The sequence below is a fragment of the Deinococcus sp. LM3 genome, assembly GCF_002017875.1.
Classification (GTDB): Bacteria; Deinococcota; Deinococci; order Deinococcales; family Deinococcaceae; genus Deinococcus.
In genome coordinates this window covers 2,768,353-2,793,269 of record NZ_MUFV01000001.1, presented here as the reverse complement: position 1 = coordinate 2,793,269, position 24,917 = coordinate 2,768,353, and the positions used below count along the sequence as shown (strand labels likewise).

The window sequence follows — 24,917 nt, the reverse complement described above, 5'->3', positions numbered from 1 at the left end:
GCCGTTACAGCACGTCGTCGGCGCTGCCGCGTTTGCGGAGGTTGTTCTGCGTCTTGCGCCAGCGTAGCGCCCGCACGATGGCCGGGGCGGCCGGGTTCAGGTTCAGGTCGTAGGCGGGGTACCAGACGCGCTGCTCGCTGAACTTGAGTTTCATCTTGAACACCCCGTACGAGTGCTTGCTTTCGTCCAGCACGCGCGGAATGCCCCAGAAGTCGAACAGTTCGTAGCCGTGGCGTTTGGCGTCCAGCATGGCGTTCCAGTAGAAGGCGTCGGGGGCCTTGGCGTCTTTCAGGGGGTTGCCCTGGTCGTCCACGCGGTCGTCCCGGACGCTGCCGCCGAACAGGTAGTAGGTGCCCTTACCCATTGCCAGGAAGAACCCGCCGGCCAGCGCGCGGCCCTGGTAGCGGGACAGCACGATGTACGCCTCGCCGCCGTGCGCGTTGCCCTCACGCAGCATGGTCTCGTAGTACTCGCGGGGGAAGGCGCCCAGTCTGGCGCGTTCGTTCGTGGCGGTGAAGATCTCCCAGAACGCCTCGAAGTCGTCGTCGCGGCCCGCGACCACCCCGAGTTTCTCGGCGGTGCGGATGTTCCGGCGGGCCATGCTGGACAGGCCCGCCATCATGTCCTGTTCGCTGCGGGTGAGGTCCGCGACGATGGTGTGTTCCGGCTGTTCCGGGTCGGCGCGGCGCAGCGGGCCGTACGACTCGGGCAGGATCACGCTGTCGTCGGCCAGGAACGGAACGGGCGGCTCGACCTTCAGCAGGGCGTCGGTGGGCCGAGCCACGCGCCGCACGGCCTCCGCGAAGGCGGGTAGCAGGTCCAGGCTTTCCAGGGCCGGGCCGCGCGGCGCGTATAGGGTACTGAAGCCCGGCACGAGGCGTTTACGCAGCAGCTGCACGGCGCCCACGGTGCGGCCGTCCTGCGTGATCAGGTAGCGTAGGGGGGTCTGCCCCAGCGTTCGCCGCGCCTCGCCGTACCCCCAGCCCTGCAGGGCGCTGGTGATGGGGAGGTTCCGCACGGCGTCGTCGTACACGCGCGGATCGGTGGTTTCTACTAGGCTCAGGCGCACGGGGGGGATTGTAGCAGGCGGGGGGGCGTCCACCGGGGCGTCTCAGGCGGGGGCGGTCACAGGAGACTGTCATGGAGTGCGCCGCGCGGGACGCTACAGTACGGATCGTGAAACAACTGCTCCTGACCGCAGCGCTGCTGAGCGGCGTCGCCTTCCAGACCGCCGGCGCACAGACCGCGCCCGCCACCACCGCCCCCGCCACGACGGCCCCGGCGACCACTGCCCCGGCGACGGCGACGCCCGCAGTGGCCACGCCGGCGGCCGATCCGGCCACGCCGGTCGGCCGGGTCGGCAAGGAAACCCTGACGCTGGGCGACTTCGACCGGGCCTTCCGGCTGGCAGCCGCGCGGGTCGTGAACGCCCAGGGCGTGCCCTTCGAGGACGCGTACCTCAGCGAGTTCGCTGCCGCCCGCCCCGAGTTCCTCAAGCAGTTCCTGCGGGACCGCGCGGTGTACCAGCTGGCCCGCGTGAACAACAAACCCGACGCCGCCGCACTCGATCAGCAGATCGTGGACGCCCGCAGCGACTTCGAATCCGACGCGGACTTCGCCGAGGCGCTGAACGCCACCGGGTACGCGGACGCCGCCGACCTGCGCCGCGAACTGGAACGCCAGAGCGTCGTGGGCGCGTACCTGCAGGGCATCCAGAAGCGCTTCACGTTCGGGGACGCGCTGGTTGCCGGGTACTACAACCTGCACCGCGCGGACTTCGCGCAGGACGCGCAGGCCTGCGTGAAGCACATCCTGGTGCCGGCCCAGGCCGACGCGCAGGCCATCACGCGGGACCTGGCGGGCGGCGCGGACTTCGCGAAGATCGCCGCCGAGAAGAGCCAGGATCCGGGCAGCGCCGCGCAGGGCGGCGACCTGGGTTGCTTCGGCCCCGGCGAGATGGTCGAGACCTTCGACACGGCCAGCTTCAAGGGCCCCGTGAACGCCGTGCAGACCGTGCAGTCGCAGTTCGGCTGGCACGTCCTGACCGTCACCAGGCGCACCGAGGCGGGCACGCTGCCCCTGGCGGACGCCGCGCCCCTGATCCGCGACCAGCTGGGCAAGGACGCCGCGCAGAAGTACCTGGACGCGCAGATCGCCCGCCTGGGCACCGAGGCCTTCCCGGCCGCCGTGACCGTCGCGCCCGCCAGTCAGTAAACGCCCTGTCGGAGCGGCCCCCGCCATCTGGGGGCCGCTTTCTGCTGGCAGCCACCCCTCCTGCGCTCTCCTTGCCTGTGGGGCGGCCCAACCCTGCTTTAACCGGGGCGGGGCACGATAGGAGCACAGGTTCGCCAGACGGCGCGCCCCACACCGGAGGATCCATGCCGAACGACCCGCACCGCCCGAACCCGACCACCGCCCCCACCCACGCCCCCGACGAGGACAACGACGACGAGATGATCGGCACGCTCCTGAGCCGCCGCCACGCCCTGAGGTTGCTGGGCCTGGGAGCCGGGGCCACCGCCCTGGGCGCGGGCGGCGTCCTCGCACAGCGCAGCGGCGGGGCGGGACAGGCGAGCGCCGCCAGTGGCCTGCCCGGCTGCGTGGTCCGGCCCGCCATGACCGAGGGGCCGTACTTCGTGGAGAGCGAACCGCGCCGCAGCGACATCCGCCGCGACACCACGACCGGGAAGCTGAGCGCCGGGGTGCCGCTCACGCTGAATTTCGAGGTCAGTCGGGTCGCGGTGGGCGGCTGCACCCCGCGCGGGCAGGTGCTGATCGACGTGTGGCACTGCGACGCGCAGGGCGTGTACTCGGACGTGCAGGGCAACACCGGGGACTTCCTGCGCGGCTCGCAGGTCACGGACGCGCAGGGCCGCGCGAAATTCACGACCATCTACCCCGGCTGGTACCGCGGCCGGGCCGTACACATCCACTTCAAGCTGCGGCCCCTGAATGCCAGCGGGAAGGCGACGGGCGAGTTCACTTCGCAGCTGTTCTTCCCGGAAAGCGTGAACAGCGCCGTGTTCGCCCGCGCGCCGTACAGCGCGCACGGCACGAAGGCCGACACGCCCAACGCGCAGGACGGCATCTACCGCAACGGCGGCAGCCAGCTGCTCCTGAGCGTCAAGGGTGACCCTGTAAAGGGGTACACGGCGACGTTCGACATCGGCCTGAACATCGGCTGAGCGCCGCCGCGACGCCGCCTGTCTGTGCCTCTGCGCGCAGGCGGGCGCGGCCGGGCGTAGGGTGAGGCATGACCGACACGGCGCAGAAGCGGAAACTGAACTGGAACAGCCACCACATCACGCAGGGCGACGAGCGCGCCCCGAACCGCGCCATGCTGCGCGCCGTGGGCTTCGAGGACGGCGACTTCGAGAAACCCATCATCGGGGTGGCGCACGCGCAGAGCAACATCACGCCCTGCAACAACGGGCTGGGCGAACTGGCCGACCACATCACGGGCGCCATCCGCGAGGGCGGCGGCATGCCGCAGATCTACGGCACCATCACCGTCAGTGACGGCATCAGCATGGGCACCGAGGGCATGAAGTGCAGCCTCGTGAGCCGCGAGGTGATCGCCGACTCCATCGAGACCGTGTCGCGCGGGCAGAGCCACGACGGCGTGATCGTCGTGGGCGGCTGCGACAAGAACATGCCGGGCGCCATGATCGGCATCGCCCGACTGAACATCCCCGCGATCTTCGTGTACGGCGGCACCATCAAACCCGGCCACTACGACGGCAAGGACCTGACCATCGTCAGCGTGTTCGAGGCGGTCGGGGCGTTCGGTGCGGGCAAGATCAGCCGTGAGGACTTCACCGAGATCGAGAAACGCGCCTGCCCCGGCAACGGCTCGTGCGGCGGCATGTACACCGCGAACACCATGAGCAGCGCCTTCGAGGCCATGGGCATGAGCCTGCCCTTCTCCAGCACCATGAGCGCCGTGGACGCCGAGAAAGCCGTGTCGAGCGCCGACAGCGCCCGCGCCCTGCTGAACCTCATCGAGCAGGACATCCGCCCGCTGGACATCCTGACGAAAGAGGCCTTCGAGAACGCCATCACGGTCATCATGGCCGTCGGCGGCAGCACCAACGCCGTCCTGCACCTGATGGCCATCGCGCACGCCTGCGACATCGACCTGACCCTGGCGGACTTCGAACGCATCCGCGAACGCACCCCGGTCTTCTGCGACCTGAAACCCAGCGGGAAGTACGTGGCCACTGACCTGCACGTCGTCGGCGGCATTCCCCGTGTCATGAAGATGCTGCTGAAAGAAGGCCTGCTGCACGGCGACTGCCTGACCGTGACCGGCAAGACCGTCGCCGAGAACCTCGCGGACGAACCCGACGCGCCCAGCGAGGGGCAGGACGTCATCCGCGCCTTCAGCGACCCGCTGTACACCGAAGGGCACCTCGCCATCCTGCGCGGCAACCTCGCCGAGGAAGGTTCCGTGGCCAAGATCAGCGGCCTGAAAAGCATCAAGATCACCGGCCCCGCCCGCGTGTTCGACAGCGAAGAGGAATGCATGGAGGCGATCATGGGCGACCGCATCCGCGCCGGCGACGTACTCGTCATCCGCTACGAAGGCCCCAGGGGCGGCCCCGGCATGCGCGAGATGCTCTCCCCCACCAGCGCCATCATCGGCAAGGGCCTGGGCGACTCCGTGGGCCTGATCACCGACGGTCGCTTCAGTGGCGGCACCTTCGGCCTGGTCGTCGGTCACGTCGCGCCCGAGGCGTTCGTGGGCGGCACCATCGCCCTGGTGCATGAGGGCGACACCATCGAACTGGACGCCGAAACCCTGAAACTCACCCTGCATGTGGACGACGCCGAACTCGCCCGCCGCCGCGCCGCCTGGGTGCAACCCGAACCCCGCTACAAGCGCGGCGTGCTCGCCAAGTACGCCAAGCTGGTCAGCAGCGCGTCGGTGGGCGCGTACACGGACTGACCACAGCCGATTGCCACGCATGGGCGACAGGGCCGCTGCACCTCCGGGTGGGCGGCCCCTGTGCTGTAGGGCCGTGCGGTACGGTGACGGCATGCACGCCCCCATCCTGACCACCCCGCGCCTGCTGCTGCGCCCGCACCGCATGGACGATCTGGACGCCTGCGTGGAACTGTGGCAGGACCCGGTCGTCACGCGCTACACCAGCGGGTGGCCCCTGGCGCGGCAGGACGTGTGGACGCGGCTCCTGCGGCATCCGGGTCACTGGGCGCTGCTGGGCTTCGGGTACTGGGTCGCCGAGGAGCGCGCGTCCGGGCGGTTCGTGGGTGAGGTGGGGCTGGGGCGTTTCAAGCGGGATCTGCTGGCAGATCGGCCTGAACTGGACGCCCTTCCGGAGGCGGGCTGGGTGACGCTGCCGTGGGCGCACGGGCGGGGCTACGCTTCGGAGGCGGTCGCGGCGGCCCTGGGCTGGCGGGACGCGAACGTGCCGGGCCAGGAGACGTTCTGTCTCATCAGTCCGGGGAACGCGGCGTCGCTGCGGCTGGCAGCGCGGGCGGGCTTCACGGTGACCGGCGAGGCGGGAGGCCCGGACGACCGGGTGCTGGTGCTGACGCTCGTGGTGTCCTAGCGGCCGCGCTGCTGGCGTTCCTGCTGGCGCATGGGCATGGTGTCGATCAGGGCGCCCACGGTGTTCAGAGCGGGCGGGGCGGGGTAGCGGGCCTTGACGCCGCTATCCTTGCCGATCAGCGTGGCGGGGCCGTACTGCGCGCCGATGCGTCCGCCCGGGTCGGCGAGCAGCGTGAGCATCAGGGTGCGGGGGCCGTTCAGGCGGGCGTCGTCCGGGGGCAGCAGGGCCACGACGCGCAGGTCACGCACCTGGAGTGCCGTGTCCTGCGCGCGGACGGTGTTCAGGTACGCGGCGCTGGGGTTACGGACGATCAGCAGGCGTTCGCGGCCCAGGGCGCTGCTCAGGGACCAGGGGCGGCCGCCCGTGCCGGTCAGCGTGAAGGGCGCCGCGAGGGCCGGGGGGCCGAGGGTGGCAGCGGTCAACATCGCGGTCAGGAGCGGCATGTGTCCAGTCTGGTCACCGGGCATGAGGGCGGGTGACGGGTGGGGCGCGTCGCCCTTCACGCAGCGTCGGGGGCGGGCGGCAGTTCGGCCACCTGATCCCAGCGCCACTGTCCGGCGTGTGCCATGGCGTGCAGGCGGCGGCGCAGGTCGGCGTGGGCGTGCAGGTGGGCGTGCAGGTCGGCGTCGGGTTTCAGGATCAGGCCAGCCTCGCGCAGGCGGGTCAGGTCGGGTGGGGGCGGGACGGGTGCGGGCCGCTGCCCGTGGGTGCGTTCGAAGGTCCGGGTCAGGGAGTCAATGCTGTCCAGGGTGCGGCCCAGGCCGTGGGGGCAGGGGCCGGTCAGGCTGCCCTGCAGGATCAGCAGCGCCTCGCCCAGGGCGGGCAGGTGCAGGTCCAGGGCGTCCTGCGGGTCGTGGTCGTGGAAGCGGTGCAGGTACGGGGAGTTCAGGTGGGCGGCGTCCACGTCGTTGAGCATGGTGTGCAGGTCGCTGGTGAGGCTCAGCAGGCCGCGGTCGTGGTCGGTGTGGGCGTTCAGGATCAGGGCCTGTGCGCCGGGCCCGGCGCGGTGCAGGTGCAGTGCGAGGCGGCGGCGGTCGCCTCTGGCCTGCGCGATCGGCACGATGAAGGTGATGGCGAAGGTCAGCAGGAAGAATCCGTTGATGGATGCCACGGCGGTCAGCAGTCGCCACAGGGGTTGGGGAGCGGTAATCTCGCCCAGGCCCAGGGTGCTGATGGTGTACCCGACGAAGTACAGCGTGCCGGCGAAAGTGGCGGGCTGGCCGCTCTCGGAGCCCAGGAGGCTGCCGGGCTGCGACCAGAAGATCAGGGTCCAGCCCAGCCAGCACAGGACCGTCCAGGTGGTCAGGCTGCCCAGGATCAGCAGGGGCGCGGTCCAGGACAGCAGGGGGCGGCGGCCGGTCAGGCGCGCGGCGGCGGTCAGCGCGGCGTACAGGGGGCGGTGGACGGCGCGGCCCAGGCGCCCCTCACCGGACTGGAGGCACGTGACGATCAGGTCGATCATCACGGCGAGCACCATCAGGGTGCCGGGAATCCACAGGAGTTGCCGGAGCATCACCCTGCATTGTGGTGGGGCGGGGTGGGGCGGGTGGGCGGGCGGGCCTTGCGGCTCCCTGAAGGGTTGCGGCCGGGGCGGGCGTCAGGTCAGTTCGTTGAAGACGGCGCGGCTGATCACGAGTTGCTGGATCTCGCTGGTGCCCTCGTAGATTTCCGTGACCTTGGCGTCGCGGTACAGGCGTTCGACCGGGTACTCGCGGCTGTAGCCGTTGCCGCCGAAGATCTGGATGGCGTCGCGGGTGACGTCCACGGCGGCCTCGCTGGCCAGGAGTTTGGCGATGCTGGCTTCCTTGCCGTACGGCTGGCCCTGGTCCTTGAGCCACGCGGCTTTCAGGGCGACGAGTCGGGCGCTCTCGGTGCGGGCGGCCATGCGGGCGATCTTGAAGGACACGCCCTCGAATTCGCGGAGTTTCTTTCCGAACTGCTCGCGTTCGCTGGCGTAGCGGGCGGCGTGTTCCATGGCGGCGCGGGCGATCCCGAGGGCCTGCATGGCGATCCCGATGCGTCCGGCGTCCAGGCTGGCCAGCGCGATGATCAGGCCCTGGCCTTCCTCGCCCACCATGTTGGCGTGAGGAATGCGGGCGTCCTCGAGGGTGACGGTGGTGGTGTGGCTGGCGTGCAGGCCGAGTTTCTCCTCGGGGCGGCCGCAGCTCAGGCCCGGCGTGCTGGCGGGCACGATGAAGCAGCTGACGCCGCGCGCGCCGCCTGCCCCGGTGCGGGCCATGACGAGGTACGTGTCGGCCTGTCCGCCGCTGGTGATCCAGGCCTTGGTGCCGTTCAGGATCCAGTGGTCGCCGTCGCGGGTGGCTTTCAGGGAGAGGCTGGCGGCGTCGCTGCCGGCGTGCGCCTCGGTCAGGCAGAACGCGCCGATGTGTTCGCCGGTGGCGAGGGGACGCAGGTAGGTCTCTTTCTGCGTGTCGGTGCCGTAGCGCAGGATCATCTGTTCGGGCAGGCCGTTCTGCACGCTGACGATCACGGCGACGCTGGCGTCGGCGGCGGCGATCTCCTCGAGACACAGGGCGTACGTGACCGAGTCGAGGCCCGCGCCGCCCCACTGTTCGGGGACGGTGGCGCCCATCAGGCCCAGTTCGGCCAGGCCGCGCAGTTGCGCGCGCGGGTACTCGCCGCTGCGGTCGAAGGCGGCGGCGTGCGGGGCGATCTCGGCGCGGGCGTACTCGCGGACGTGCTGCACGATCATGCGTTGTTCGTCGGTCAGGCCGAAGCTCATGCCGGTGTCCGCGGCGGCGGTGGTGGTCATACCCCCAGGTTACCAAACGGTTGTTAGGCGCGCGTCCCGCGTTTCAGGCCGTCTCCGGGCGTCCTGGTCAGCCGGAGACGGCCTGCGCCAGCGCTTCCTCGATCCCGCGCCCGCGCCAGCCGGTCTCGACGTTCGCGGCCTCGCCACCGTCCCAGCGCAGGTGCGCGCCGATCACGCCGCCGCCCGCGATGGCCAGGGCCGCGCCGGTCAGCGCTTCCGGGGCGTCCGGGCACAGGCGGCTGGCGGCGGCTTTCAGGGCCGGGGCCAGGGGCAGCGGGGGGCGGGTCACTCGCACGCGGGCAGGCAGGTTCACGCCCGCAGCATAGCGTCCCGTCCCGGCTGGGCGCCGCCCGGCGGGGCCGGGTGTGAAAATCCTCACGGCGCGCGGCGCGGGCATCACTAGAATGCGCCGGATGACCGCCCCGTCACGATCACCTGTTCCCCGGCGAGCCGAATGCCCGCGCCCGGATCTCTGCGGCAGGCAGCCTTGAGGGTGCTCGGCTGGCTGCTGAGCACGCTGCTGTTCGGCCTGACCCTGCTGCTGGCGCTGCTGGCGCTCGGCACCTTCGCGTCGCTGGCCGGGACTGGGCCGCTGTGGCTGCGCTCGCTGGGCGGACTGGAAAGCGCACTGGCCGAACAGTTCGGGCTGGAAGGCCTGAGCGGGGTGGGGCAGGCGCTGTCGCTGATGATCCTGACCAGCCTGTGCGCGGCACTGGCCGCCTTCGTGAAACCGCGCGCCTGAACGCGAGGCGCATGAGGAACGGTTTAGGCGCGCCTCATGCACCGTGCTACGATTGGGACGTTTTGACCGGAGGGCGAGTGTGAGGCTGTCAGAAGACATTGGAATTGACCTTGGAACGGCGACGTTCCTGATTTACAGCAAAAGCCGCGGCCTGGTACTCCAGGAACCCAGCGTGATCGCCATGGCCCGTGACAGTAAACAGGTGAAGGCTGTGGGCGAGGAAGCCTACCGCATGATCGGCCGGACGCCCGGCGGGATCGTCGCCGTGCGGCCCATCAAGGACGGCGTGATCGCCGACGAGGGCCTGACCGAGAAGATGATCACCATGTTCCTGCAGAAGGTGCAGGGCAACGCCGGCCGTCTGTTCGGCTTCAAGCCGCAGCTGATGGTGGGCGTGCCCAGCAACGTCAGCGACGTGGAAAAACGCGCCGTGCTGCGCGCCGCCCTGAACAGCAACGCCAAGCGCGCCTTCCTGATCGAGGAGCCGCTGGCCGCCGCCATCGGGGCCGGACTGAAGATCGCCGAGCCGATCGGTTCGATGGTCGTGGACATCGGCGGGGGCAGCACGGACGTCGCCGTGATCTCGCTGGGCGGGATCGTGGTGTCGGAATCCATGCGCATCGCCGGGAACGAGTTCGACGAGAGCATCATCCGCTACGTGCGCCGCAAGCACAACGTGCTGATCGGTGAGCGCACCGCCGAGGAGATCAAGGTCAAGGTCGGGGCGGCCATGCTGCTCGACGACGCCGAGAACCTGACCGCCGAGGTGCGCGGCCGTGACCTCGTGAACGGCCTGCCCAAGACCATCAGCCTGGACTCCACGGACGTGGTCGAGGCCCTCTCGGAACCCGTCACGAAGATCGTGGACGGTGTCAAGCGCGTGCTGGAAATCACCCCGCCGGAACTGGTGAGTGACATCATCGACCGGGGCATCGTCATGACGGGCGGCGGGTCGCTGCTGCGCAACTTCGACGAACTGCTGCGCCAGACGACCGGCATTCCGGTGGCCGTCGCCGAGAATGCCGTCGAGGCCGTCGCGGTCGGCACCGGCATGGCGCTGGAGATGATTCCGGTGCTGGGCGACTCGCTGGTGTCCAGCGACAATTACCTGCGCCGCTGACCCTGCGGCCGCCGGGAACGTTCACCTCTGCCCTGCTTTTGCTGCTGATTGAATGGGAGACGGCCCGTAAAGCCTCTCCCGTTTTTCTTGCCTTCGTTCCGCCCGGCCCCGCCGGAACCCGCCCCCAGGAGAGCCCCGCATGGACCCGATTCTGATTCAGGACGTTCTGAAGACCCTGCCTCACCGTTTCCCGTTCGTGATGGTGGACCGCGTGCTGTCCATCGAGGACGGCGCGGTACACGCCATCAAGAACGTGACCATCAACGAGCCGTTCTTCCCCGGTCACTTTCCGCAGGAGCCGGTCATGCCCGGCGTGCTGATCACCGAGGCGCTGGCGCAGGCCAGCATGTTCTGCCTGCACGGGCAGCTGGAGCCCGGCACGGTCGGGTACCTCGCCGGGATCGAGGGTGCGCGCTTCAGGCGAAAGGTGATTCCCGGTGATCAGCTGCACCTGCACGCGAAACTGGAGTTCCTGCGCCGGGGCCTGGGCAAGACCACCTGCCGCGCCGAGGTGGACGGCGTGGTGGTGGCCGAGGCGACCATTCTGTTCGCGGTGGGCAAAGGGTGACCGGGGCGCTGGTTGAGAGGTGCGTGTCACCTTTCAATCCGGTCCACCTGCCCGCGCCGCGCCGGGGTGAGGCGTGACGCGCCTGACCCGCTACGTGACGGCGGAACTGCTGCCGCCGCTGCTGGCCGGCACGCTGCTGTTCACGGCGGTCCTGAGCTTCGGGTACTTCTTCATCTCCAGTCAGTGGCTCAGTGGCGTGCCGGTGGGCCTGATCGCCCGCTGGATCGGGTACCAGATGCCGGACACGCTGGTGAAGGTCTTCCCGATGGCAGTGGTGCTGATGACGGTCGTGGCGTTCGGCCGCATGAGCACCGAACGGGAACTCGTGGCGGTGCAGGGCGGCGGGATCAGCCTGGGCCGCATCGCACGCCCGGCGGCGGCCGTGGCGCTGCTCGTCACGGCCCTGTCGGTGTGGCTGAGCCTGTGGGTCGCGCCGCGCGCGAACGTGGAAACGCGCGGCCTGTACTGGGACGCCCTGACCGGCGCGGGCCTGTCGCAACTGGTGGGCAAGACCGTGGACCTGGGTAACAACCTGACGCTGTCCATGCAGGGCTACGACGCCGGCAAGCGGGAACTGCGGGGCGTGCGCGTGCAGAAGTGGCAACCGGACTCGGCGGGGCGCGGCACGGTCATCCTGGCCGAGCGCGGCACCTTCGAGAACAACCGCCTGAGCCTCAGCGGGTACTCGACATTCGTGGTGGATTACGGCGCGGTCGCCGCCCTGACCCGCGTGCCCGAGAACGACCCGGCCGCCTTCCGCGCGGCGGTGCAGGACGTGTTCCCCAGCGTGATCGTGCCCGAGAAGGCCACCGACACCCTGAACGTGGACACCGGCCTGAGCCGCAAGCAGACGCTCGCGCAGTACGCCGACGCGATCGGCGCGGACGCCGAGGGCTGGCCCGAACTGATCACCAAGCTGACCGCACCCGGCGTGAGCGCCGCCGACCGCGCCGGGGCGCGCGTGAACCTGAACCGCAAACTGGCCCTGCCGTTTGCGAACCTGGTGCTGGTGCTGGCGGCCCTGCCGTTCGCGCTGCGGTTCGGGCGGACGCTGGGCGTCAGTCTGGGCATCGCGCTGATGATCGCCGTGGCGTACTACCTGCTGTTCTTCGTGGGCCTGACCCTGGCGGGCCTGATCCCGGCCTTCCCTGAGGCCGGCGTGTGGCTGGCGAACGTGCTGTTTGCCGGGGCGGGCCTGTGGCAGCTGAGGCGCACTTGACCGCACCCCCACCGCCCCCCACCGGGCCAACTGGGCCGGAACTGCGGACACTGATCATGTCCACCGGTTTCGGGCGCGGGCACCATCAGGCGAACCGGGCGCTGGACACGGCGCTGCGGGCGCGCGGCGTGAACCTACACGCCCGGCACGCGGACTTCCTGACGTACCTGAACCCGGTCGAGCGGACCGTCACGGCCGGCACGTACGACCTGTGGCTGCGGTACGCGCCGGGCATCTACCGCGCGTTCTACAACTGGACGGACCGCGAGAGCGAACCGCGCGCCGTGGTGGGCACCTTTCACCACATGGGGCTGCGCGGCACGGTCCGCGACGTGCGCGAGGTGCGGCCTGAGGTGGTCGTCAGTTCCTACCCGATTCCGGTGGCGGCGGCCGCAGCGGCCCGCACGCGCCTGCGGCTGAACTTCCTGAACGCGCTGATTGTCACCGATTACCGCGTGCATCACCACTGGGCGCGGCCCGAGGCGGACCTGCTGATGGTGGCGACCCCCGAGGCGGCCGGACAGATGGCCGACTGGAAGATCCCGCCGGAGCGGGTGGTCGTGACCGGCATTCCCATCGCGCCGGTGTTCCGCACCCTGATCGGCGCGGACCGCGCGGCGCTGCGAGAACGCCACGGCCTGCGCCCCGACCAGCCGGTGATCCTGATCTCGGGCGGCGGGACCGGCACGTTCCGGGCGCTGCGCGGCGTCCTGAACGAACTGTCGAACCTGGGGCGGCGCGTGCAGGTCCTGGTGCTGGCCGGTGCGGACGGGCAGGGCGTGGGGCGGGTGGGCGGCGCGACCGTTCACCGGCTGGGCTTCACGACCGACTTTCCGGAACTGCTGGCCGCCTCGGATCTGGTGGTCGGCAAGGCGGGCGGCCTGACGGTGGCCGAGGCAACCACGCTGGGCGTGCCGATGGTCATTCACGAACCCATTCCGGGACAGGAGGAGCACAACGCCGACCTGCTGGAGCGCCACGGCGCGGCCATCTGGGCGCGGCAACTGCGCGAGTTGAGGCCTGCCGTACTGCGCGCCCTGGACCCCGACACGCACGCAGCCATGAGCGCCGCCGCCAGCCAACTGGGCATCCCGGACGCCGCCGACCGGGTGGCGCAGGCGGTGCTGGGCCGCCTGGGGCGCGCATGAAGTCCACCCCGAACCGCGTGGCGGCGCTGGGCGTCGCGGCGGCGGGCCTGCTGGTGATCGGCGGGCCGTTCCTGCTGTGGCAGCGCGCGAACCTGGGCCTGCTGCGCGCCGGGCCGCAGACCCGCCGGGTGGTGGCCCTGACCTTCGACGACGGCCCGGACCCCCGCAGCACCCCGGCCGTACTGGACGCCCTGAACGCGGCGGGCGCGCACGCCACGTTCTTCGTGCTGGCCGCGCAGGCGGAGGCGCACCCGGATCTGATCGCGCGGATGCTGCGCGAGGGGCACGAGGTGCAGGCGCACGCCGTGAAACACCGTCACGCGTGGCTGCGAACCCCCTGGGGCGCATGGCGTGATCCGGGCGACGCGGCGGCCCGCATCGGCGCGGTCATCCGGCAGGTGGGCGGCACGCAGCCCGTGACGCTGCACCGCCCGCCGCACGGTGCGTACAGCCTGTTCACGCGGCTGGGCCAGCGGGCCGCCGGCCTGACCGGAGCGCACTGGAGCCTGGAAGGGCAGGACTGGCGGGCCGGGCAGACGCCCGGCGGCCTGCGCGCCCATTTGCGCCGCGCGCTGCAACCGGGGGCCGTGATCGTGCTGCACGACGCGGGCCCCGGCGCGCGGGTGACCGTCCCGGCGCTGCCCGGCGTGCTGGCGGACCTGAAGGAACGCGGGTACACAGCGACCAGCCTCGCGCAGCTGGAGGGGCTGCGCACGGAACGGCCCGCCGACCTCCCGCCCCGCCTGATGGGCGCCCTGGACCGCCTGCTGGACCGCCTCACGCGCACCGAACCGGCCGGGGGCCTGAAGGACTCGATCCTGCGCGTCTCCCCCACCCGGTTTCCGGGGCCGGAACTGACGCTACGTGGCTCTGCACCGGGCGGCGGCCTACACCTGCGCGCGGGCGTCCCGGCCGCCGAGTACCACGCGAACAACGCGCTGATGTCGCAGCTCGGCCCGGTCGGCACGGTGCGCGTGGCCCGGCAGGACTTCCGGCGGGTCGCGGCCGACCTGCAGCGCCGCCCGGAACTGCGCGGGGCGCAGGCCGTGTACTGCCAGTCGGCGGTCACACCGATCCTGGAGCGGCTGGGCTTCGAGACGCACGACCTGCCGCCCGCCACGGGGCGCCGCCTGCGTCTCTGGGCGAACGTACTGCGCCGCGCGTACGGAGCGGGCGCAACCACTCAGGCCCCTAAACTGAGTGTCCTGAGCCGCGAGGACTTCCTGCGGCTGTACGGCGAGGTCCCGCGATAAGAGTGCCGCAGTAGGCGCGGGCACGCGCTACGCTGGGCGGCGTGAATTACGACGAGTTCGCCGACCTGTACGACCACCAGTACGACGTGTACCGTGACGACCTGCACTTCTACGGCGGGGTGGGCGAACGCGCGGGCGGCCCGGTGCTGGAGGTCGGGGCGGGCACCGGGCGGGTCACGTCGTTCCTGGCGCGGCGCGGCGTGAACGTCACGGGTCTGGAACCCAGCGCCCGCATGATCGAACGCGCCCAGGAACGCGCCGCGAAAGACAGCCTGAACATGCGCTTCGTGCAGGGCGACGTGCGGACCTTCCGCCTGGATGAACGCTTCGAGACGGTGATCGCGCCGTTCAACGCGCTGATGCACCTGTACACCCCGAACGAGCAGTTGCAGGGCCTGGAGAACATTCACGCGCACCTGAAGACCGGCGGCAGTTTCGTGTTCGACCTGTACGTGCCGCGTTTCGGGAAGGCGAACACCGTGCGGCACGAGGGCGAGACCTTCCACACGCCGGACGGCCGCCGCACCGACGTGTTCCTGGTGCAGCGGCACGACCGGCCCCGGCAGCACATCACCACCGAGTACCACGTGGACACCACGCAGCCGGACGGCACCCTGAACCGCCGCCACTACACCCTGACGCAGCGCTACTACACGCGGTACGAGGTCGAGTGGCTACTGCGCTTCGCGGGGTTCGAGAGTCCCCGCGTGACCGGCTCGTTCCAGGGCGGCCCGCTGGAGGCTGGCAGTGACGTGATGGTGTTCAGCACCCGCGCCCTGTAGCTGCCCGGCCGGGCGGGCCGTCCCTCACCACACGGCAATGTGGCCGTCGGTGCGGCTCTCGGTGCCGCCCTCCAGTACGCCGGTGACGGGGTCGCGGCGGATCATCTGGCCGCGCCCGAAGGAACCGGGTTCGGTCTGCACCGTGACCGAGTGGCCCAGGCGGATCAGTTCGCGGGTCAGGTCGGCACCCAGGCTGGCCTCGACCTCGACGCGGGTGCCGTCCAGCCACTGCCAGCGCGGCGCGTCGAGCGCCTGCTGGGGGTTCATGCCGTGCGTGACGGTGTTCAGCACGACCTGCAGGTGACCCTGCGGCTGCATGAAGCCGCCCATCACGCCGAAAGGACCGACCGGGGTGCCGTCCGTGCGGCCCAGGAAACCCGGAATGATGGTGTGGTACGGGCGTTTGCCGGGCGCCAGGGCGTTCGGGTGGGTGGGGTCCGTGTGGAAGTTGTGTCCGCGGTTGTGCAGGGCGACGCCGGTGCCGGGCACGACCACGCCGCTGCCGAAGCCCATGTAGTTGCTCTGGATCAGGCTGACCATCTGCCCCCCGTCGTCGGCGGCGGCGAGGTACACGGTGCCGCCAGTGCTGGGCGCGCGGGTCTGCGGGTCATGGGCACGGTCACCTAAGCGCGCGCGGTGCGCCTGCGCGTTCGCCTCGGACAGCAGGTGTGATACGTCCACCGGGGTGTGGCGGGGGTCGGCGACGAAGGCGTGCGCGTCGTGGAAACCGCGTTTCATGGCCTCGATCTGCCGGTGCAGGCCGAGCGGATCGTCGCGGCGTTCCGGAAGCGGCTGGCCGCGCAGGACGTTCAGGGCGATCAGCGCGGCGACGCCCTGCCCGTTCGGCGGGATCTCGTACACGCGGTGGCCGGCGTGGTCGGTGTGGATGGGCGTGACCCACTCGCTGCGGTGCGCGGCCAGATCGTCGGCGCGCAGCAGCCCCCCGCCGGCCCGCGCGTGCGCGTCGATGCGCGCGGCGAGGTCCCCCTCGTAGAACGAGCGGCCCTGCGTGGCGGCGATGTCGCGCAGGGTCCGGGCGTGCCCCTCGCTGCGCCACAGCGCGCCGGGGTGGGGCGTGAAGCCGTCCGGGGCAAAGATGCGGAACCAGTCCTCCATCTCCGGGAGGTTCAGGCGGCGGTAGATCTGCGTGGCCCGCGCCCAGTTCGCCGCGAGGACCGGCGAGAGCGGGTAGCCCTCCGCGGCGTAGGCGACGGCCGGCGCCAGCACCTGCGCGAAGTCCAGCCGCCCGAAGCGGGCGTGCAGGTCGGCCCAGCCGCGCACCGCGCCGGGCACCGTGACGGGTGTCCAGCCGTGGCGGGGCATCTCGCCCGCGTGGCGCGCGTGCAGGGCGTCCAGGCTCAGGGCGGCGGGCGCGGCGCCGCTGGCGTTCAGGCCGTGCAGTTCGCCGCCGGCCCATACCAGAGCGAACAGGTCCCCGCCGATACCGTTGCTGGTGGGTTCCACGACCGTCAGGGCGGCGGCGGTCGCGATGGCGGCGTCCACGGCGTTCCCGCCTTCCTGAAGGACGCGCAGTCCGGCCTGCGCGGCGAGCGGCTGACTGGTGGCCACCATGCCGCGCCGGGCGTACACGGGCCTTCGCACGGTGGGGTAATCGGGGTTGTAGGTCACGGCCCGCAGGCTAACGCATCCGGGAGCGGCGCGCAGGAGGCTAAGGACGTTGAAGCTCACATTGCGAGCTTCCGGGAAAGCGCCGGAACCTCTCCATTCCCGCTCCAACGTCCTTTTTCTGCCACGCGCTCCGCGCGGTTTCTCTACAAGAGAAACGCAGTGGACTTAGCGGGACGGCGCGAGGAACAGGCGGCCCACGCCCTGAATGAACGCCTCGCGCCGCTCGAGTTCCTGCGAGGTGTAGCGTTCGCGCAGCACGCGGTCCTTGAAGGCCGCCACGCTCTCCCCTTCCGGCACGGCCCAGGTCTCCAGGGGGGTGCAGGCGATCACCTGATCCTGCCCCCATTCCCACGCGGCGTTCACGGGCAGTCCGGCGGCGGCGGCCGCGAGCGGCCAGGTGGCGTCCACGGTCATGTCCCCCTGCGGCGCGTGCACCACGAGGTAGTTGTGGACGTCCACGACCGGCTGCCCGCCGCTCAGGGCCAGCAGTTCGGCCGGGGCGTCTGCGGGCGGGCGGATCTCCTGCGTGCAGGCCATGACGGTGCTGCGCAGGCCCGCCTCGGCCAGCAGCGCGGCCAGCAGTTCGTGTTTGGTCGAGCAGGTGCCGCGCCACCCGTCGATGATCCCGGCCGGTTCGTGCGTGTCGGCGCGGGCGTACGGCATGTCCCGCACCAGCGCGAACAGTTCCGGCACGTCCGGCAGGGTGTCGCCGGGGTGCAGGCCGCGTTCGGTCGCGGCCCGGTGCAGCGCGTGGGTCAGGGGGCGGTCCGGGTGGTGGGGCGTGCGCTCGGTCATGCGCCCAGCATAGGGCGCGGCCCGCCGTCCAGTCTGGACAGGCGGGCCGCGCGGGGATGCCCCTGCTCTCAGCTGGCGCTGGTCTTGCGGGCGCGGGTCGTGCGGGCCGGGGCGGGCGCCGGAGTGGGCGCCTCTGCGGCGGCGGGCGCGGCCGGGGTGGGGGCCGCGCCGGGCAGCGCACCGGCCAGGTCGGCGGCCGTGATCGAGCGTTCCTGCGCGCCGATGCCGGTCGCGGCGAGTGCCCCGGCGGCGTTGGCGGCGCGGGCGGCCCCGGCCATGCTCGCGCCGCCCAGGATGGCGTGCGCGAAAGCGGCGGTGAAGGTGTCGCCCGCGCCAGTCGAGTCGACGACCTTGCCTTCGGGTCGCACCGCGTCGACCAGTTCGGTCTCGGTGGGCGTCCAGGTGATCGAGCCCATCTTGCCGACCTTCACGATGACCTGCTGCGCGCCGGCCTCGCCGAGCTGCGCCAGGGCGGCGCTGATGGAACTCGTGCCGGTCAGGGCCTGCAGTTCGTGCTGGTTGAGCATCAGGTAGTCGGCGCCCAGCACGTCGGCTTTCAGGCTGGTGCCGGCCTTGTTCACGGCGCCGGTGCCCAGGTCGATGAAGACCGGCACGCGGGTCTTGGCGCTGCGGGCCGCCTCGATGGCCTTCAGGGCGTACTCGCGCTGCGGCCCCTCGATCATGGCGTAGGCGTTGATGATCAGGGCGTCGGCCGACTCGATGTCCTTGGCTTTCAGTTTGGCCGGGTCGAGCTGGCGGTTGGCGGCTCCGTCGCTGATCATGGCGCGTTCGCCCGCGCCGGTCTGCATGACCGTGATGGTGCTGGTTAGGCGTTCCGGGTCGCGCTGGATGGCGCTCTCGCTGACGCCGCTCTCGCGCACGCGGCTCAGGGCGTACTCGGCGAAGGGGTCGTCACCGACGCGGGCGGCCAGGGTGACGGTGTGGCCCAGGCGGGCCAGGGTGACGCTGATGGTGCCGCCGGCCCCGCCGGGTTTCATGCTGGCGTGCCGGGGGGTGACTTCCTCGCCCGGTGCGGGCAGGCGGTCGAGGTGGTAGAGGTGGTCAACGGTCACGTCGCCGATAACGTAGAACTTCACGGGTTACCTCCAGGGCGCGGTTCACGGCCCTTGTCAGTGGACATTCAGGTGGGGCTTGAGGGGGTGTAGATGCTGCGACTACCGTATCACGCCGAGTTTCACAGCCATGTCACGCAGGTCACCCAGCGCGACGTCCTCGGCGCGCACGTCGGGGCGGATGTTCAGGTCTGCGAGCGTGGCGTCGATGGCCTCGCCCTCGTGGCCGATCATGCGCAGGTTGTTGCGCAGCGTCTTGCGGCGGTGGTGCAGGGCCGCCTCGATGAACTTCAGGAATTCGGGTTCCGGGGCCGGGCGGTCGCGGTCGAAATCCAGGCGGATGACGCTGCTGGTCACGTCCGGGGCGGGCAGGAACGCGCCCTTGGGCACGTCGCGGACGTGGCGGACGCTGCCGTACAGCGCGGCGATGGCACTCAGGAAGCCGTAGTTGTCGGTGCCGGGTTTCGCGGCGAGCCGCTGCCCGACTTCCTTCTGGACCAGCACGGTCGCGGACACGATGGCGGGGGCGCGCATGAACCGCGAGAGCAGCAGCCCCGTGATGTAGTACGGCAGGTTGGCGATCACGCGCGTTCCGGCCGGCAGGCCAGCGTAGTCGAAGTCCAGGGCGTCGCCCCAGATGATCTGCACGTCGGTGTCGCCCAGCGTCTCGGCCAGCACGGCGCGCAGCCGCTCGTCTTTTTCCAGGGTGGTGACCTGCGCGCCGCGCGAGTGGATCTCGCGGGTCAGGACGCCCAGGCCGGGGCCGATTTCCAGGACCGGCACGCCCGGCGCGGCCCCGCCGGCCTCGGCGATGGCGCGCAGGATGTTCCCGTCGATCAGGAAGTTCTGCCCGAGGCTCTTGGTGGGTTTCAGGCCGTGCCGGGTCAGCAGTTCGCGCACGCGGGCCGGCGAGTACAGCGGGGCGCTCGTGGCGGGCGCGTCGTCTTGGGAGGCAGGGGGGGCGGGGTGTTTCAAGGGAAGGCTCCGGATGGGGGTGGGAGGGGGCCGGCGGGGGAAGGCGCAGGGGGGGGCGCGGCCACGTCCGGCGGAAGGCTGGGGAGAAGGGGGGGCGGGGAAGCCCGGCCGGGCGCTGCGGCGAGCCCGCGCGGAGCTGGGCCATGGTGGACTCGGCCATGGTGGACTCGGCCGTGGTGGACTGGACCACGGTGGCCTGCCCGCTGGAGGCCTGCCCGCTGGGAACGGGCGCCGCTGGGGGCGGGGTCTGCAACGCGTCAGTATACTCGGCGGGTGAGTGTTCCGTCCTGCCCGAGCGTTCCCCGCCTGCCTGCACAGGCCCCAGCGGCCCGATCCAATACCGGGAGCGGGGCGTGACCGTTCCGCTCGACCCGCCGGCCCCCGAGCGGCCGTCCACGCTGGGCGAGCTGATCGCGGCGGGTGACTGGGCGCGGGCGCGGGCCGGGGCCATTGAGCAGCAGGCCCCGCTGGACCTGCAGGAGGCGCTGGACGCCGCGCTGGACTTCCGGGACGAGCTGCGGGCGCGGCGCTATCCGGGCGTGCGGCGGGCGCTGGCGGACCTGACGCGGCTGCTGCCGCTGCTGACCGGCGAGGACGGCGCGGCGCTGCGGGCAGCGCTGGACCCGCAGGCGCTGGGCGCGGCGGTGGCGGCGCTGGACGCCTCGCAGAAGATCACGGACCCGGATGAACTGGCCGCGGCGCTGAGCGGCGCGCTGGCCCTGAACGCCACGCGCGCCGAGGCGCTCAACCAGCAGGGCGTGCTGCTGGCCGTGACCGGTCAGGAGGACCGGGCGCGTCAGACGCTGGAGGCCGCGCTGGAGGCCGACCCCGGCCACTACCGCGCCCTGACGAACCTGGGCAACCTGGACATGGAGGCCGGGCGGTACGCGCAGGCCGAGGCGATCTACCGGCGGGTGCTGCTGCTGAACCCCGATTACGACGGTGGGCATCACAACCTGGGGGTGGCGCTGCGCCGCCAGGGACGGATCGCCGAGGGCGTGCGGTCCATCCGGCAGGGGCAGCGGCTGAGCCTGAAACGCTCGAAGACCGACACGGACGCCGAGATGAAAGAGCAGTTCGCGCGCAGCGCCGCCATGCGGAATCTGCGCTGGCTGCTGCTGGCGGTCGCGGCGCTGGTCCTGTTCCTGGCGCTGCGCGGCGGCGGCGGCTAGCGTGCCGTGGGTCTTGGACGGCGAGGGGGCGAGGGCGGTCGACGCGCGCCTGGAGGCCGCCGGACTGCTGGACCTGACCATGGAGGAGGCCGGGCGGGCCGTGGCGGACGCCGCGCACGCCGCCTTCCCGCACGGCGCGGCGTTGCTGCTGGCGGGCGGCGGCGCGAACGGCGGTGACGCCTTCGTGGCGGCCCGGCACCTGCTGGCCCTGGGCCGCGAGGTGCTGGTGCTGGCCCTGCCGTCCCGGCATCCGCTGACGCGGCTGAACCGGCGGCGCTGGCGGGCGGTGGGCGGCGTGACCCGCGCGTGCAGCGCGGCGGCCCTGACCCGCGCCGCGCCGGGGGCGGGCGTGATCGTGGACGGCCTGCTGGGCACCGGGTTCCGGCCGCCGCTGCGGCCCGCGCTGGCGGGGGTGATCGCGGCGCTGAACGAGGCGCGGGCGCGGGGCGCGCCGGTCCTGGCCGTGGACCTGCCGAGCGGCCTGACGGACTCGCTGGCGACCGTGCCGGACGGCGCGGCGGGCGCGGACCTGACGGTCACGTTCATGGGCCTGAAACCGGCGCTGCTGTTCGGGGCGGCGGCGGCGCGGGCGGGGCCGGTGCAACTGGTGCCGCTGCGGGTGCCCGGCGACTGGGTGGCGGCGCACGCGCTGGCCGCACAGCCGACCGACGCGCAGGTGGCCGCGCTGCTGCCGGTGCGCCGCGCGGACGCGCACAAGGGCGCGGCGGGCCGCGTGTGGATCGTGGGCGGGCACCCCGGCACGGTGGGCGCGGCGGGCATGGCGGGCGTGGGGGCGTTGCGGGCCGGGGCGGGTCTGGTCACGGTGCACTCGGCGGCGCAGGTGCCGCTGCTGATGCCGGAACTGATGGTTCACCGGCACGCGGACCTGCGCTCGGCGCTGCTGGGCACGCCAGAGTCGGGGCGGCCGGACGCCGTGGCGGTCGGCATGGGCCTGGGTCCGGACGCGGCCGCGCTGGCCCGCGAGATCCTGGGCTGGGGCGTGCCGACCGTGCTGGACGCCGACGCGCTGCAACCGGAACTGGCGGGCTGCGGGCATGACCGCTGCGTCTGGACGCCGCATCCGGGCGAGGCGGCGCGGCTGCTGGGGTGCGCCACGGCCGACGTGACGAGTGATCCGCTGGCGGCGGCGCGCGCCCTGCACGCGCGGCTGGGCGGCGCGGTCGTCCTGAAGGGCGGCCCGAGCGTCGTGGCGCATGCCGGTGGCCTGAGCGTGTCGCGTGGCGGGCATCCGGGCATGGCGAGCGGCGGCATGGGCGATACCCTTTCGGGTGTGCTGGCCGCGCTGCTCGGTCAGGGGCTGGGCGCGGCCGACGCGGCGGTGGCCGGGGTGCGCCTGCACGCCCGCGCCGGGGAGCGCGCCGCCGGGCAGCACGGCTACGGCCTGAGCGCCTCGGACGTCGCGCAGGAACTCGGGGGGGCGTGGCGGGATCTGTGCGCGGCCGACCCTCCCCCCCACATGCACCCGCGCGGCGTGAAGTTTCCCTGACTGTTCCCCCATCCGGAGGTGCTACGTTGCACGCATCCATGCAAGGCCTGCTGAGCGACCTTCCCCTCCTTGGGGTCCTGGAACTGATTCACACGACCCGTCAGACGGGGGTGCTGGAGGTTCAGGCGGACGTGCCGTTCACGGTGGCGTTCGTGAACGGCGAGATCGTGTCCGGCGGCATTCTCGACTGGCTGGGCAGCGAGGCGCTGCACGCCAGCCCGATGCTGCCCGAGTCCGGCATGTTCACCTTCGAGCCGCGCGCCGTGACGGGCACGCCGCTGGGCGCGTACGGGCACTTCTCGACCGACTGGGCGCGCATCAGTGACGAGTGGGGGCAGGTGTGCGGCGTGATCGGCAGTCCCAGCCGGGTGTTCCAGGGTCAGCTGCCGCTGTTCGACGTGCCGCAGGGCCGCTCGGTGCGGGCGGCGGCGCGCGAGGCCGAGGTGCCGCTGTTCCAGGTGGCGCAGGTGGTCGCGCAGGCCGTCCGGGACGGGCGACTGGAGCCGCAGGACCGCTTCGAGTGGTTCCGGCTGCGGCTGATGCCGACCCGGCAGCGGGCGGCGCTGCATCCGGTGGCGCGCGTTCTGGACGGCGAACGCACCCTGGGGGACGCGGTCTCGATCGGCACGCCCCTGAACGAGGTCCGCGACTACCTGCTGGGCGAACTGCGCCTGGGGCTGCGTTTTCCCGGCAGCGGCTGGGTGCTGCGCGACCTCGTGTGGGAGCAGAAGAACCTGAGCTGACCGGCCGGGCGGTCAGGAAGGGAGCGGCTGCCCTAGAATGACCGGCATGTTGTTTCTGTCGGCCCTGCTGTTACTCGTGGCGTTCCTGGTGGGCAGTGTCCCGCTCGGGCACGCGGTCCTGTCGCGCTCGGGCGTGAACGTGCGCGTCATGAACGCGCACAACCTGGGGGTCGAGAACGTCCTGTACCGGGTCGGGCCGGGTCTGGCCACCACGACCGCCGCCCTAGACGCCGCCAAGGGGTTCCTGGCGGTCCTGATGGCCTCCAGCCTGGGCGTGCCCGAGGTGACGCTCCTGGCGGGCCTCGCCGCGTACCTGGGGCACCTGAACCCGCCGCGCGCGCTGTACGGGCAGACGCCGCCGCGCGGACGGGGCAACCTGGTGCTGCTGGGCGTCATGGCGGCCCTGGCCGTGACGGGCGCCGCGCCGCTGTGGGTGGCGGCCCTGCCGGTCGTGGTGTACGCGGGCGTGGCGGGCTTCTGGGGGTACGTGAGCGCCGCGACCCTCGCGGGCCTGCTGGCCTTCGCGCTGGCGGTGGCGACGTTGCCACTGGGGCCGGCCGCGAAACTGGGCGCGCTGGCCCTGCTGGTCGCCGCGACGTGGCGTTTCAAGGAGAACCTGGGCCGCATGCTGGACGGCACCGAACCCCGCCTGGGCGAGGCGGTGCCGCTGGCCGGACGCCGCAGCGACGAGGTGGTCGCGGCGTTCATGATTCACCCCATGACCCTGGAGAACTTCTGGAGTGCGCGGCGCTTCGCGTGGCTGCGTCCACTGGTGGAAAAGGGACTGATCAGCGAGGCGGGCGTGCGGCAGATGGCCGAAAGCCTGCGTCCCATGAAGGTCGGGGAGTTGCAGGGCATCCGCACCACGGACGGCAAGAGCATCCGCTGTTACCTGCTGTCCAGTCCGCTGCTGCCGGACGTATTCCGCGACAACCCGGACCTCGCCACGCGCCGCGCCATCGAGGGCGCGCGGCTGGCGCAGGAACTCGGCGCGGAGGTCTTCGGGCTGGGCGCGTTCTGGTCGGTGGTGGGCAACAAGGGCGTGGACGTGCAGGCGGCCGTGCCGGACATCACCATCACGAACGGCGGGGCGTACACGTCCGGGACCATCAAGGCCGCCATTCCGGGCATCCTGGAGCACTTCGCCGCCGAGGGCCGCGACCTGAAACAGGCGACGGCAGGCATCGTCGGGGCCAACGGCGTGGTCGCGTTCGGGATCGCGCGGACCATCGCCCCGCAGGTGGGCAAAGTCATCATGATCGGCCGTGATCTCGAGAGGCTGGAACGCAGCGCCGCCACCCTGCGCCGCGCGTCGAAGGACACCGAGATCGTCACGACCACCAGTTACGACACCCTGAAGGAAGCGGACCTGATCTTCACGGCGACCAGCGACCCGAACCCCGTGATCTTCCCGCAGCACGTGAAAAGTGGCGCGTGGATCTTCGACGAGGGCCGCCCCGCCGACGTGGACGAGAGCGTGGCCGCCATTCCCGGCGTGCGCGTCATTCCGGGCGGCGTGGTGCGCCCTCCCGGCGGCATGACCAGCAACATCGACCTGCAGTTCGGGGACGGACAGGTGCCCGCCTGCCTCGCCGAGACGCTGATCATCGCCGCGACCGGCGAGCACTGGCGCAAGAGCCTGGGGCCGCAGACGCTGACCGAGAACATCAACTTCTTCGTCGAGCAGGCCGCGAAACTGGGTTTCGAAGTCGTCGACTGATACGGACTCCGATTGAATGGCTTGCAAAGCCGTTCAATCCGAGCAGAGCGAGTAGGAGAAAAACGGGTTCCGGACGTGGAGTTAACAGATCGGCGGTGTTCCGATCTGTTAACGAAACAATCGGA

Annotated in this window: 24 protein-coding genes; 15 read left to right on the top strand and 9 right to left on the bottom strand. The window is 71.6% G+C overall.

Annotated features, from left to right (window positions below):
* Positions 1 to 4: 4 nt before the first annotated feature.
* A complete protein-coding gene (locus tag BXU09_RS13140) occupies positions 5 to 1,069 on the bottom strand; it encodes a peptidoglycan bridge formation glycyltransferase FemA/FemB family protein (protein ID WP_078303826.1) in 1,065 nt (354 codons plus the stop codon).
* Positions 1,070 to 1,176: 107 nt separating this feature from the next.
* Here BXU09_RS13140 and BXU09_RS13135 point away from each other — a divergent pair, with 107 nt between their 5' ends.
* The 4 genes from BXU09_RS13135 to BXU09_RS13120 all read left to right on the top strand — a co-directional run bounded on the left by BXU09_RS13135 (position 1,177) and on the right by BXU09_RS13120 (position 5,573).
* Positions 1,177 to 2,214 (top strand): peptidylprolyl isomerase, encoded by a 1,038-nt coding sequence (locus tag BXU09_RS13135; RefSeq protein WP_168174594.1) that lies wholly within the window; start codon positions 1,177 to 1,179, stop codon positions 2,212 to 2,214.
* Positions 2,215 to 2,378: 164 nt separating this feature from the next.
* Positions 2,379 to 3,185: an intradiol ring-cleavage dioxygenase gene (locus tag BXU09_RS13130; protein WP_078303820.1), complete on the top strand. Its 807-nt coding sequence runs from the start codon at positions 2,379 to 2,381 to the stop codon at positions 3,183 to 3,185.
* Positions 3,186 to 3,253: 68 nt separating this feature from the next.
* A complete protein-coding gene (gene ilvD / locus BXU09_RS13125; protein WP_078303817.1) occupies positions 3,254 to 4,948 on the top strand; it encodes a dihydroxy-acid dehydratase in 1,695 nt (564 codons plus the stop codon).
* Between the two features lie 91 nt (positions 4,949 to 5,039).
* Positions 5,040 to 5,573, top strand: a complete 534-nt coding sequence (locus tag BXU09_RS13120; RefSeq protein ID WP_168174593.1) for a GNAT family N-acetyltransferase — start codon at positions 5,040 to 5,042, stop codon at positions 5,571 to 5,573.
* Here BXU09_RS13120 and BXU09_RS13115 read toward each other — a convergent pair.
* The 4 genes from BXU09_RS13115 to BXU09_RS13100 form a co-directional block, all read right to left on the bottom strand.
* Entirely contained in the window at positions 5,570 to 6,016 is a 447-nt protein-coding gene (locus tag BXU09_RS13115) for a DUF4174 domain-containing protein (protein WP_078303811.1), read from the bottom strand. The genes BXU09_RS13120 and BXU09_RS13115 overlap by 4 nt on opposite strands.
* 56 nt (positions 6,017 to 6,072) lie before the next feature.
* Complete coding sequence (locus BXU09_RS13110; protein WP_078303809.1) at positions 6,073 to 7,086, bottom strand: potassium channel family protein; 1,014 nt, start codon at positions 7,084 to 7,086, stop codon at positions 6,073 to 6,075.
* A gap of 84 nt (positions 7,087 to 7,170) precedes the next feature.
* Positions 7,171 to 8,346, bottom strand: a complete 1,176-nt coding sequence (locus BXU09_RS13105) for an acyl-CoA dehydrogenase (protein ID WP_078303805.1) — start codon at positions 8,344 to 8,346, stop codon at positions 7,171 to 7,173.
* 67 nt (positions 8,347 to 8,413) lie between these two features.
* Positions 8,414 to 8,659, bottom strand: coding sequence for a hypothetical protein (locus tag BXU09_RS13100; protein ID WP_078303802.1), 246 nt, complete (start codon positions 8,657 to 8,659; stop codon positions 8,414 to 8,416).
* Between the two features lie 180 nt (positions 8,660 to 8,839).
* Here BXU09_RS13100 and BXU09_RS13095 point away from each other — a divergent pair, with 180 nt between their 5' ends.
* The 7 genes from BXU09_RS13095 to BXU09_RS13065 all read left to right on the top strand — a co-directional run bounded on the left by BXU09_RS13095 (position 8,840) and on the right by BXU09_RS13065 (position 15,178).
* Complete coding sequence (locus tag BXU09_RS13095) at positions 8,840 to 9,088, top strand: hypothetical protein (RefSeq protein WP_240501353.1); 249 nt, start codon at positions 8,840 to 8,842, stop codon at positions 9,086 to 9,088.
* 79 nt (positions 9,089 to 9,167) lie between these two features.
* The gene (locus tag BXU09_RS13090; RefSeq protein ID WP_055363749.1) at positions 9,168 to 10,208 is read left to right on the top strand and encodes a rod shape-determining protein; all 1,041 of its coding nucleotides are present in this window, start codon (positions 9,168 to 9,170) and stop codon (positions 10,206 to 10,208) included.
* 139 nt (positions 10,209 to 10,347) lie between these two features.
* A complete protein-coding gene (gene fabZ / locus BXU09_RS13085; protein WP_055363750.1) occupies positions 10,348 to 10,776 on the top strand; it encodes a 3-hydroxyacyl-ACP dehydratase FabZ in 429 nt (142 codons plus the stop codon).
* A gap of 73 nt (positions 10,777 to 10,849) precedes the next feature.
* Positions 10,850 to 11,995 carry an LptF/LptG family permease gene (locus tag BXU09_RS13080; RefSeq protein WP_078303794.1) on the top strand — a complete coding sequence of 382 codons (1,146 nt, stop codon included), beginning with the start codon at positions 10,850 to 10,852 and terminating at the stop codon, positions 11,993 to 11,995.
* A 56-nt stretch (positions 11,996 to 12,051) separates the two neighbouring features.
* Positions 12,052 to 13,143, top strand: a complete 1,092-nt coding sequence (locus BXU09_RS13075; protein WP_078303790.1) for a glycosyltransferase — start codon at positions 12,052 to 12,054, stop codon at positions 13,141 to 13,143.
* Positions 13,140 to 14,396 carry a polysaccharide deacetylase family protein gene (locus BXU09_RS13070; protein WP_078303788.1) on the top strand — a complete coding sequence of 419 codons (1,257 nt, stop codon included), beginning with the start codon at positions 13,140 to 13,142 and terminating at the stop codon, positions 14,394 to 14,396. Before BXU09_RS13075 ends, BXU09_RS13070 begins: the two co-directional genes overlap by 4 nt.
* Positions 14,397 to 14,437: 41 nt before the next feature.
* Positions 14,438 to 15,178 carry a class I SAM-dependent methyltransferase gene (locus BXU09_RS13065; RefSeq protein WP_078303784.1) on the top strand — a complete coding sequence of 247 codons (741 nt, stop codon included), beginning with the start codon at positions 14,438 to 14,440 and terminating at the stop codon, positions 15,176 to 15,178.
* Between the two features lie 24 nt (positions 15,179 to 15,202).
* Here BXU09_RS13065 and BXU09_RS13060 read toward each other — a convergent pair whose 3' ends face one another.
* From BXU09_RS13060 to rsmA, 4 genes are all read right to left on the bottom strand, one after another.
* Positions 15,203 to 16,750, bottom strand: a complete 1,548-nt coding sequence (locus BXU09_RS13060) for a gamma-glutamyltransferase family protein (protein WP_078305020.1) — start codon at positions 16,748 to 16,750, stop codon at positions 15,203 to 15,205.
* Between the two features lie 222 nt (positions 16,751 to 16,972).
* Positions 16,973 to 17,602: a hypothetical protein gene (locus BXU09_RS13055; RefSeq protein ID WP_078303781.1), complete on the bottom strand. Its 630-nt coding sequence runs from the start codon at positions 17,600 to 17,602 to the stop codon at positions 16,973 to 16,975.
* 68 nt (positions 17,603 to 17,670) lie between these two features.
* The gene (locus tag BXU09_RS13050; RefSeq protein ID WP_078303777.1) at positions 17,671 to 18,699 is read right to left on the bottom strand and encodes a carbohydrate kinase family protein; all 1,029 of its coding nucleotides are present in this window, start codon (positions 18,697 to 18,699) and stop codon (positions 17,671 to 17,673) included.
* A gap of 78 nt (positions 18,700 to 18,777) precedes the next feature.
* The gene (gene rsmA / locus BXU09_RS13045; RefSeq protein ID WP_078303774.1) at positions 18,778 to 19,650 is read right to left on the bottom strand and encodes a 16S rRNA (adenine(1518)-N(6)/adenine(1519)-N(6))-dimethyltransferase RsmA; all 873 of its coding nucleotides are present in this window, start codon (positions 19,648 to 19,650) and stop codon (positions 18,778 to 18,780) included.
* Positions 19,651 to 20,003: 353 nt separating this feature from the next.
* Between rsmA and BXU09_RS13040 the strand changes: the two genes are divergently transcribed.
* Genes BXU09_RS13040 through BXU09_RS13025 form a run of 4 tightly spaced genes read left to right on the top strand, consistent with a single transcriptional unit; the run spans position 20,004 to position 24,792 of the window.
* Positions 20,004 to 20,822 carry a tetratricopeptide repeat protein gene (locus BXU09_RS13040; protein ID WP_078303770.1) on the top strand — a complete coding sequence of 273 codons (819 nt, stop codon included), beginning with the start codon at positions 20,004 to 20,006 and terminating at the stop codon, positions 20,820 to 20,822.
* A 1-nt stretch (position 20,823) separates the two neighbouring features.
* The gene (locus tag BXU09_RS13035; protein ID WP_078303766.1) at positions 20,824 to 22,329 is read left to right on the top strand and encodes an NAD(P)H-hydrate dehydratase; all 1,506 of its coding nucleotides are present in this window, start codon (positions 20,824 to 20,826) and stop codon (positions 22,327 to 22,329) included.
* A gap of 38 nt (positions 22,330 to 22,367) precedes the next feature.
* On the top strand, positions 22,368 to 23,072 hold the full coding sequence (locus BXU09_RS13030) for a DUF4388 domain-containing protein (protein WP_078303762.1): 705 nt from the start codon (positions 22,368 to 22,370) through the stop codon (positions 23,070 to 23,072).
* Between the two features lie 46 nt (positions 23,073 to 23,118).
* Complete coding sequence (locus BXU09_RS13025) at positions 23,119 to 24,792, top strand: glycerol-3-phosphate acyltransferase (RefSeq protein WP_078305019.1); 1,674 nt, start codon at positions 23,119 to 23,121, stop codon at positions 24,790 to 24,792.
* Positions 24,793 to 24,917 lie beyond the last annotated feature (125 nt).

What these genes read in the sequence shown, in the direction of transcription:
- BXU09_RS13030 (WP_078303762.1), top strand. Translation starts at nt 22,368, where the DNA reads ATGCAAGGCCTGCTGAGCGACCTTCCCCTCCTTGGGGTCCTGGAACTG.
- BXU09_RS13070 (WP_078303788.1), top strand. Translation starts at nt 13,140, where the DNA reads ATGAAGTCCACCCCGAACCGCGTGGCGGCGCTGGGCGTCGCGGCGGCG.
- BXU09_RS13055 (WP_078303781.1), bottom strand. Translation starts at nt 17,602, where the DNA reads ATGACCGAGCGCACGCCCCACCACCCGGACCGCCCCCTGACCCACGCG.
- BXU09_RS13060 (WP_078305020.1), bottom strand. Translation starts at nt 16,750, where the DNA reads ATGGTGGCCACCAGTCAGCCGCTCGCCGCGCAGGCCGGACTGCGCGTC.
- fabZ (WP_055363750.1), top strand. Translation starts at nt 10,348, where the DNA reads ATGGACCCGATTCTGATTCAGGACGTTCTGAAGACCCTGCCTCACCGT.
- ilvD (WP_078303817.1), top strand. Translation starts at nt 3,254, where the DNA reads ATGACCGACACGGCGCAGAAGCGGAAACTGAACTGGAACAGCCACCAC.
- BXU09_RS13120 (WP_168174593.1), top strand. Translation starts at nt 5,040, where the DNA reads ATGCACGCCCCCATCCTGACCACCCCGCGCCTGCTGCTGCGCCCGCAC.
- BXU09_RS13025 (WP_078305019.1), top strand. Translation starts at nt 23,119, where the DNA reads ATGTTGTTTCTGTCGGCCCTGCTGTTACTCGTGGCGTTCCTGGTGGGC.
- BXU09_RS13130 (WP_078303820.1), top strand. Translation starts at nt 2,379, where the DNA reads ATGCCGAACGACCCGCACCGCCCGAACCCGACCACCGCCCCCACCCAC.
- BXU09_RS13075 (WP_078303790.1), top strand. Translation starts at nt 12,052, where the DNA reads ATGTCCACCGGTTTCGGGCGCGGGCACCATCAGGCGAACCGGGCGCTG.
- BXU09_RS13110 (WP_078303809.1), bottom strand. Translation starts at nt 7,086, where the DNA reads ATGCTCCGGCAACTCCTGTGGATTCCCGGCACCCTGATGGTGCTCGCC.
- BXU09_RS13115 (WP_078303811.1), bottom strand. Translation starts at nt 6,016, where the DNA reads ATGCCGCTCCTGACCGCGATGTTGACCGCTGCCACCCTCGGCCCCCCG.
- BXU09_RS13105 (WP_078303805.1), bottom strand. Translation starts at nt 8,346, where the DNA reads ATGACCACCACCGCCGCCGCGGACACCGGCATGAGCTTCGGCCTGACC.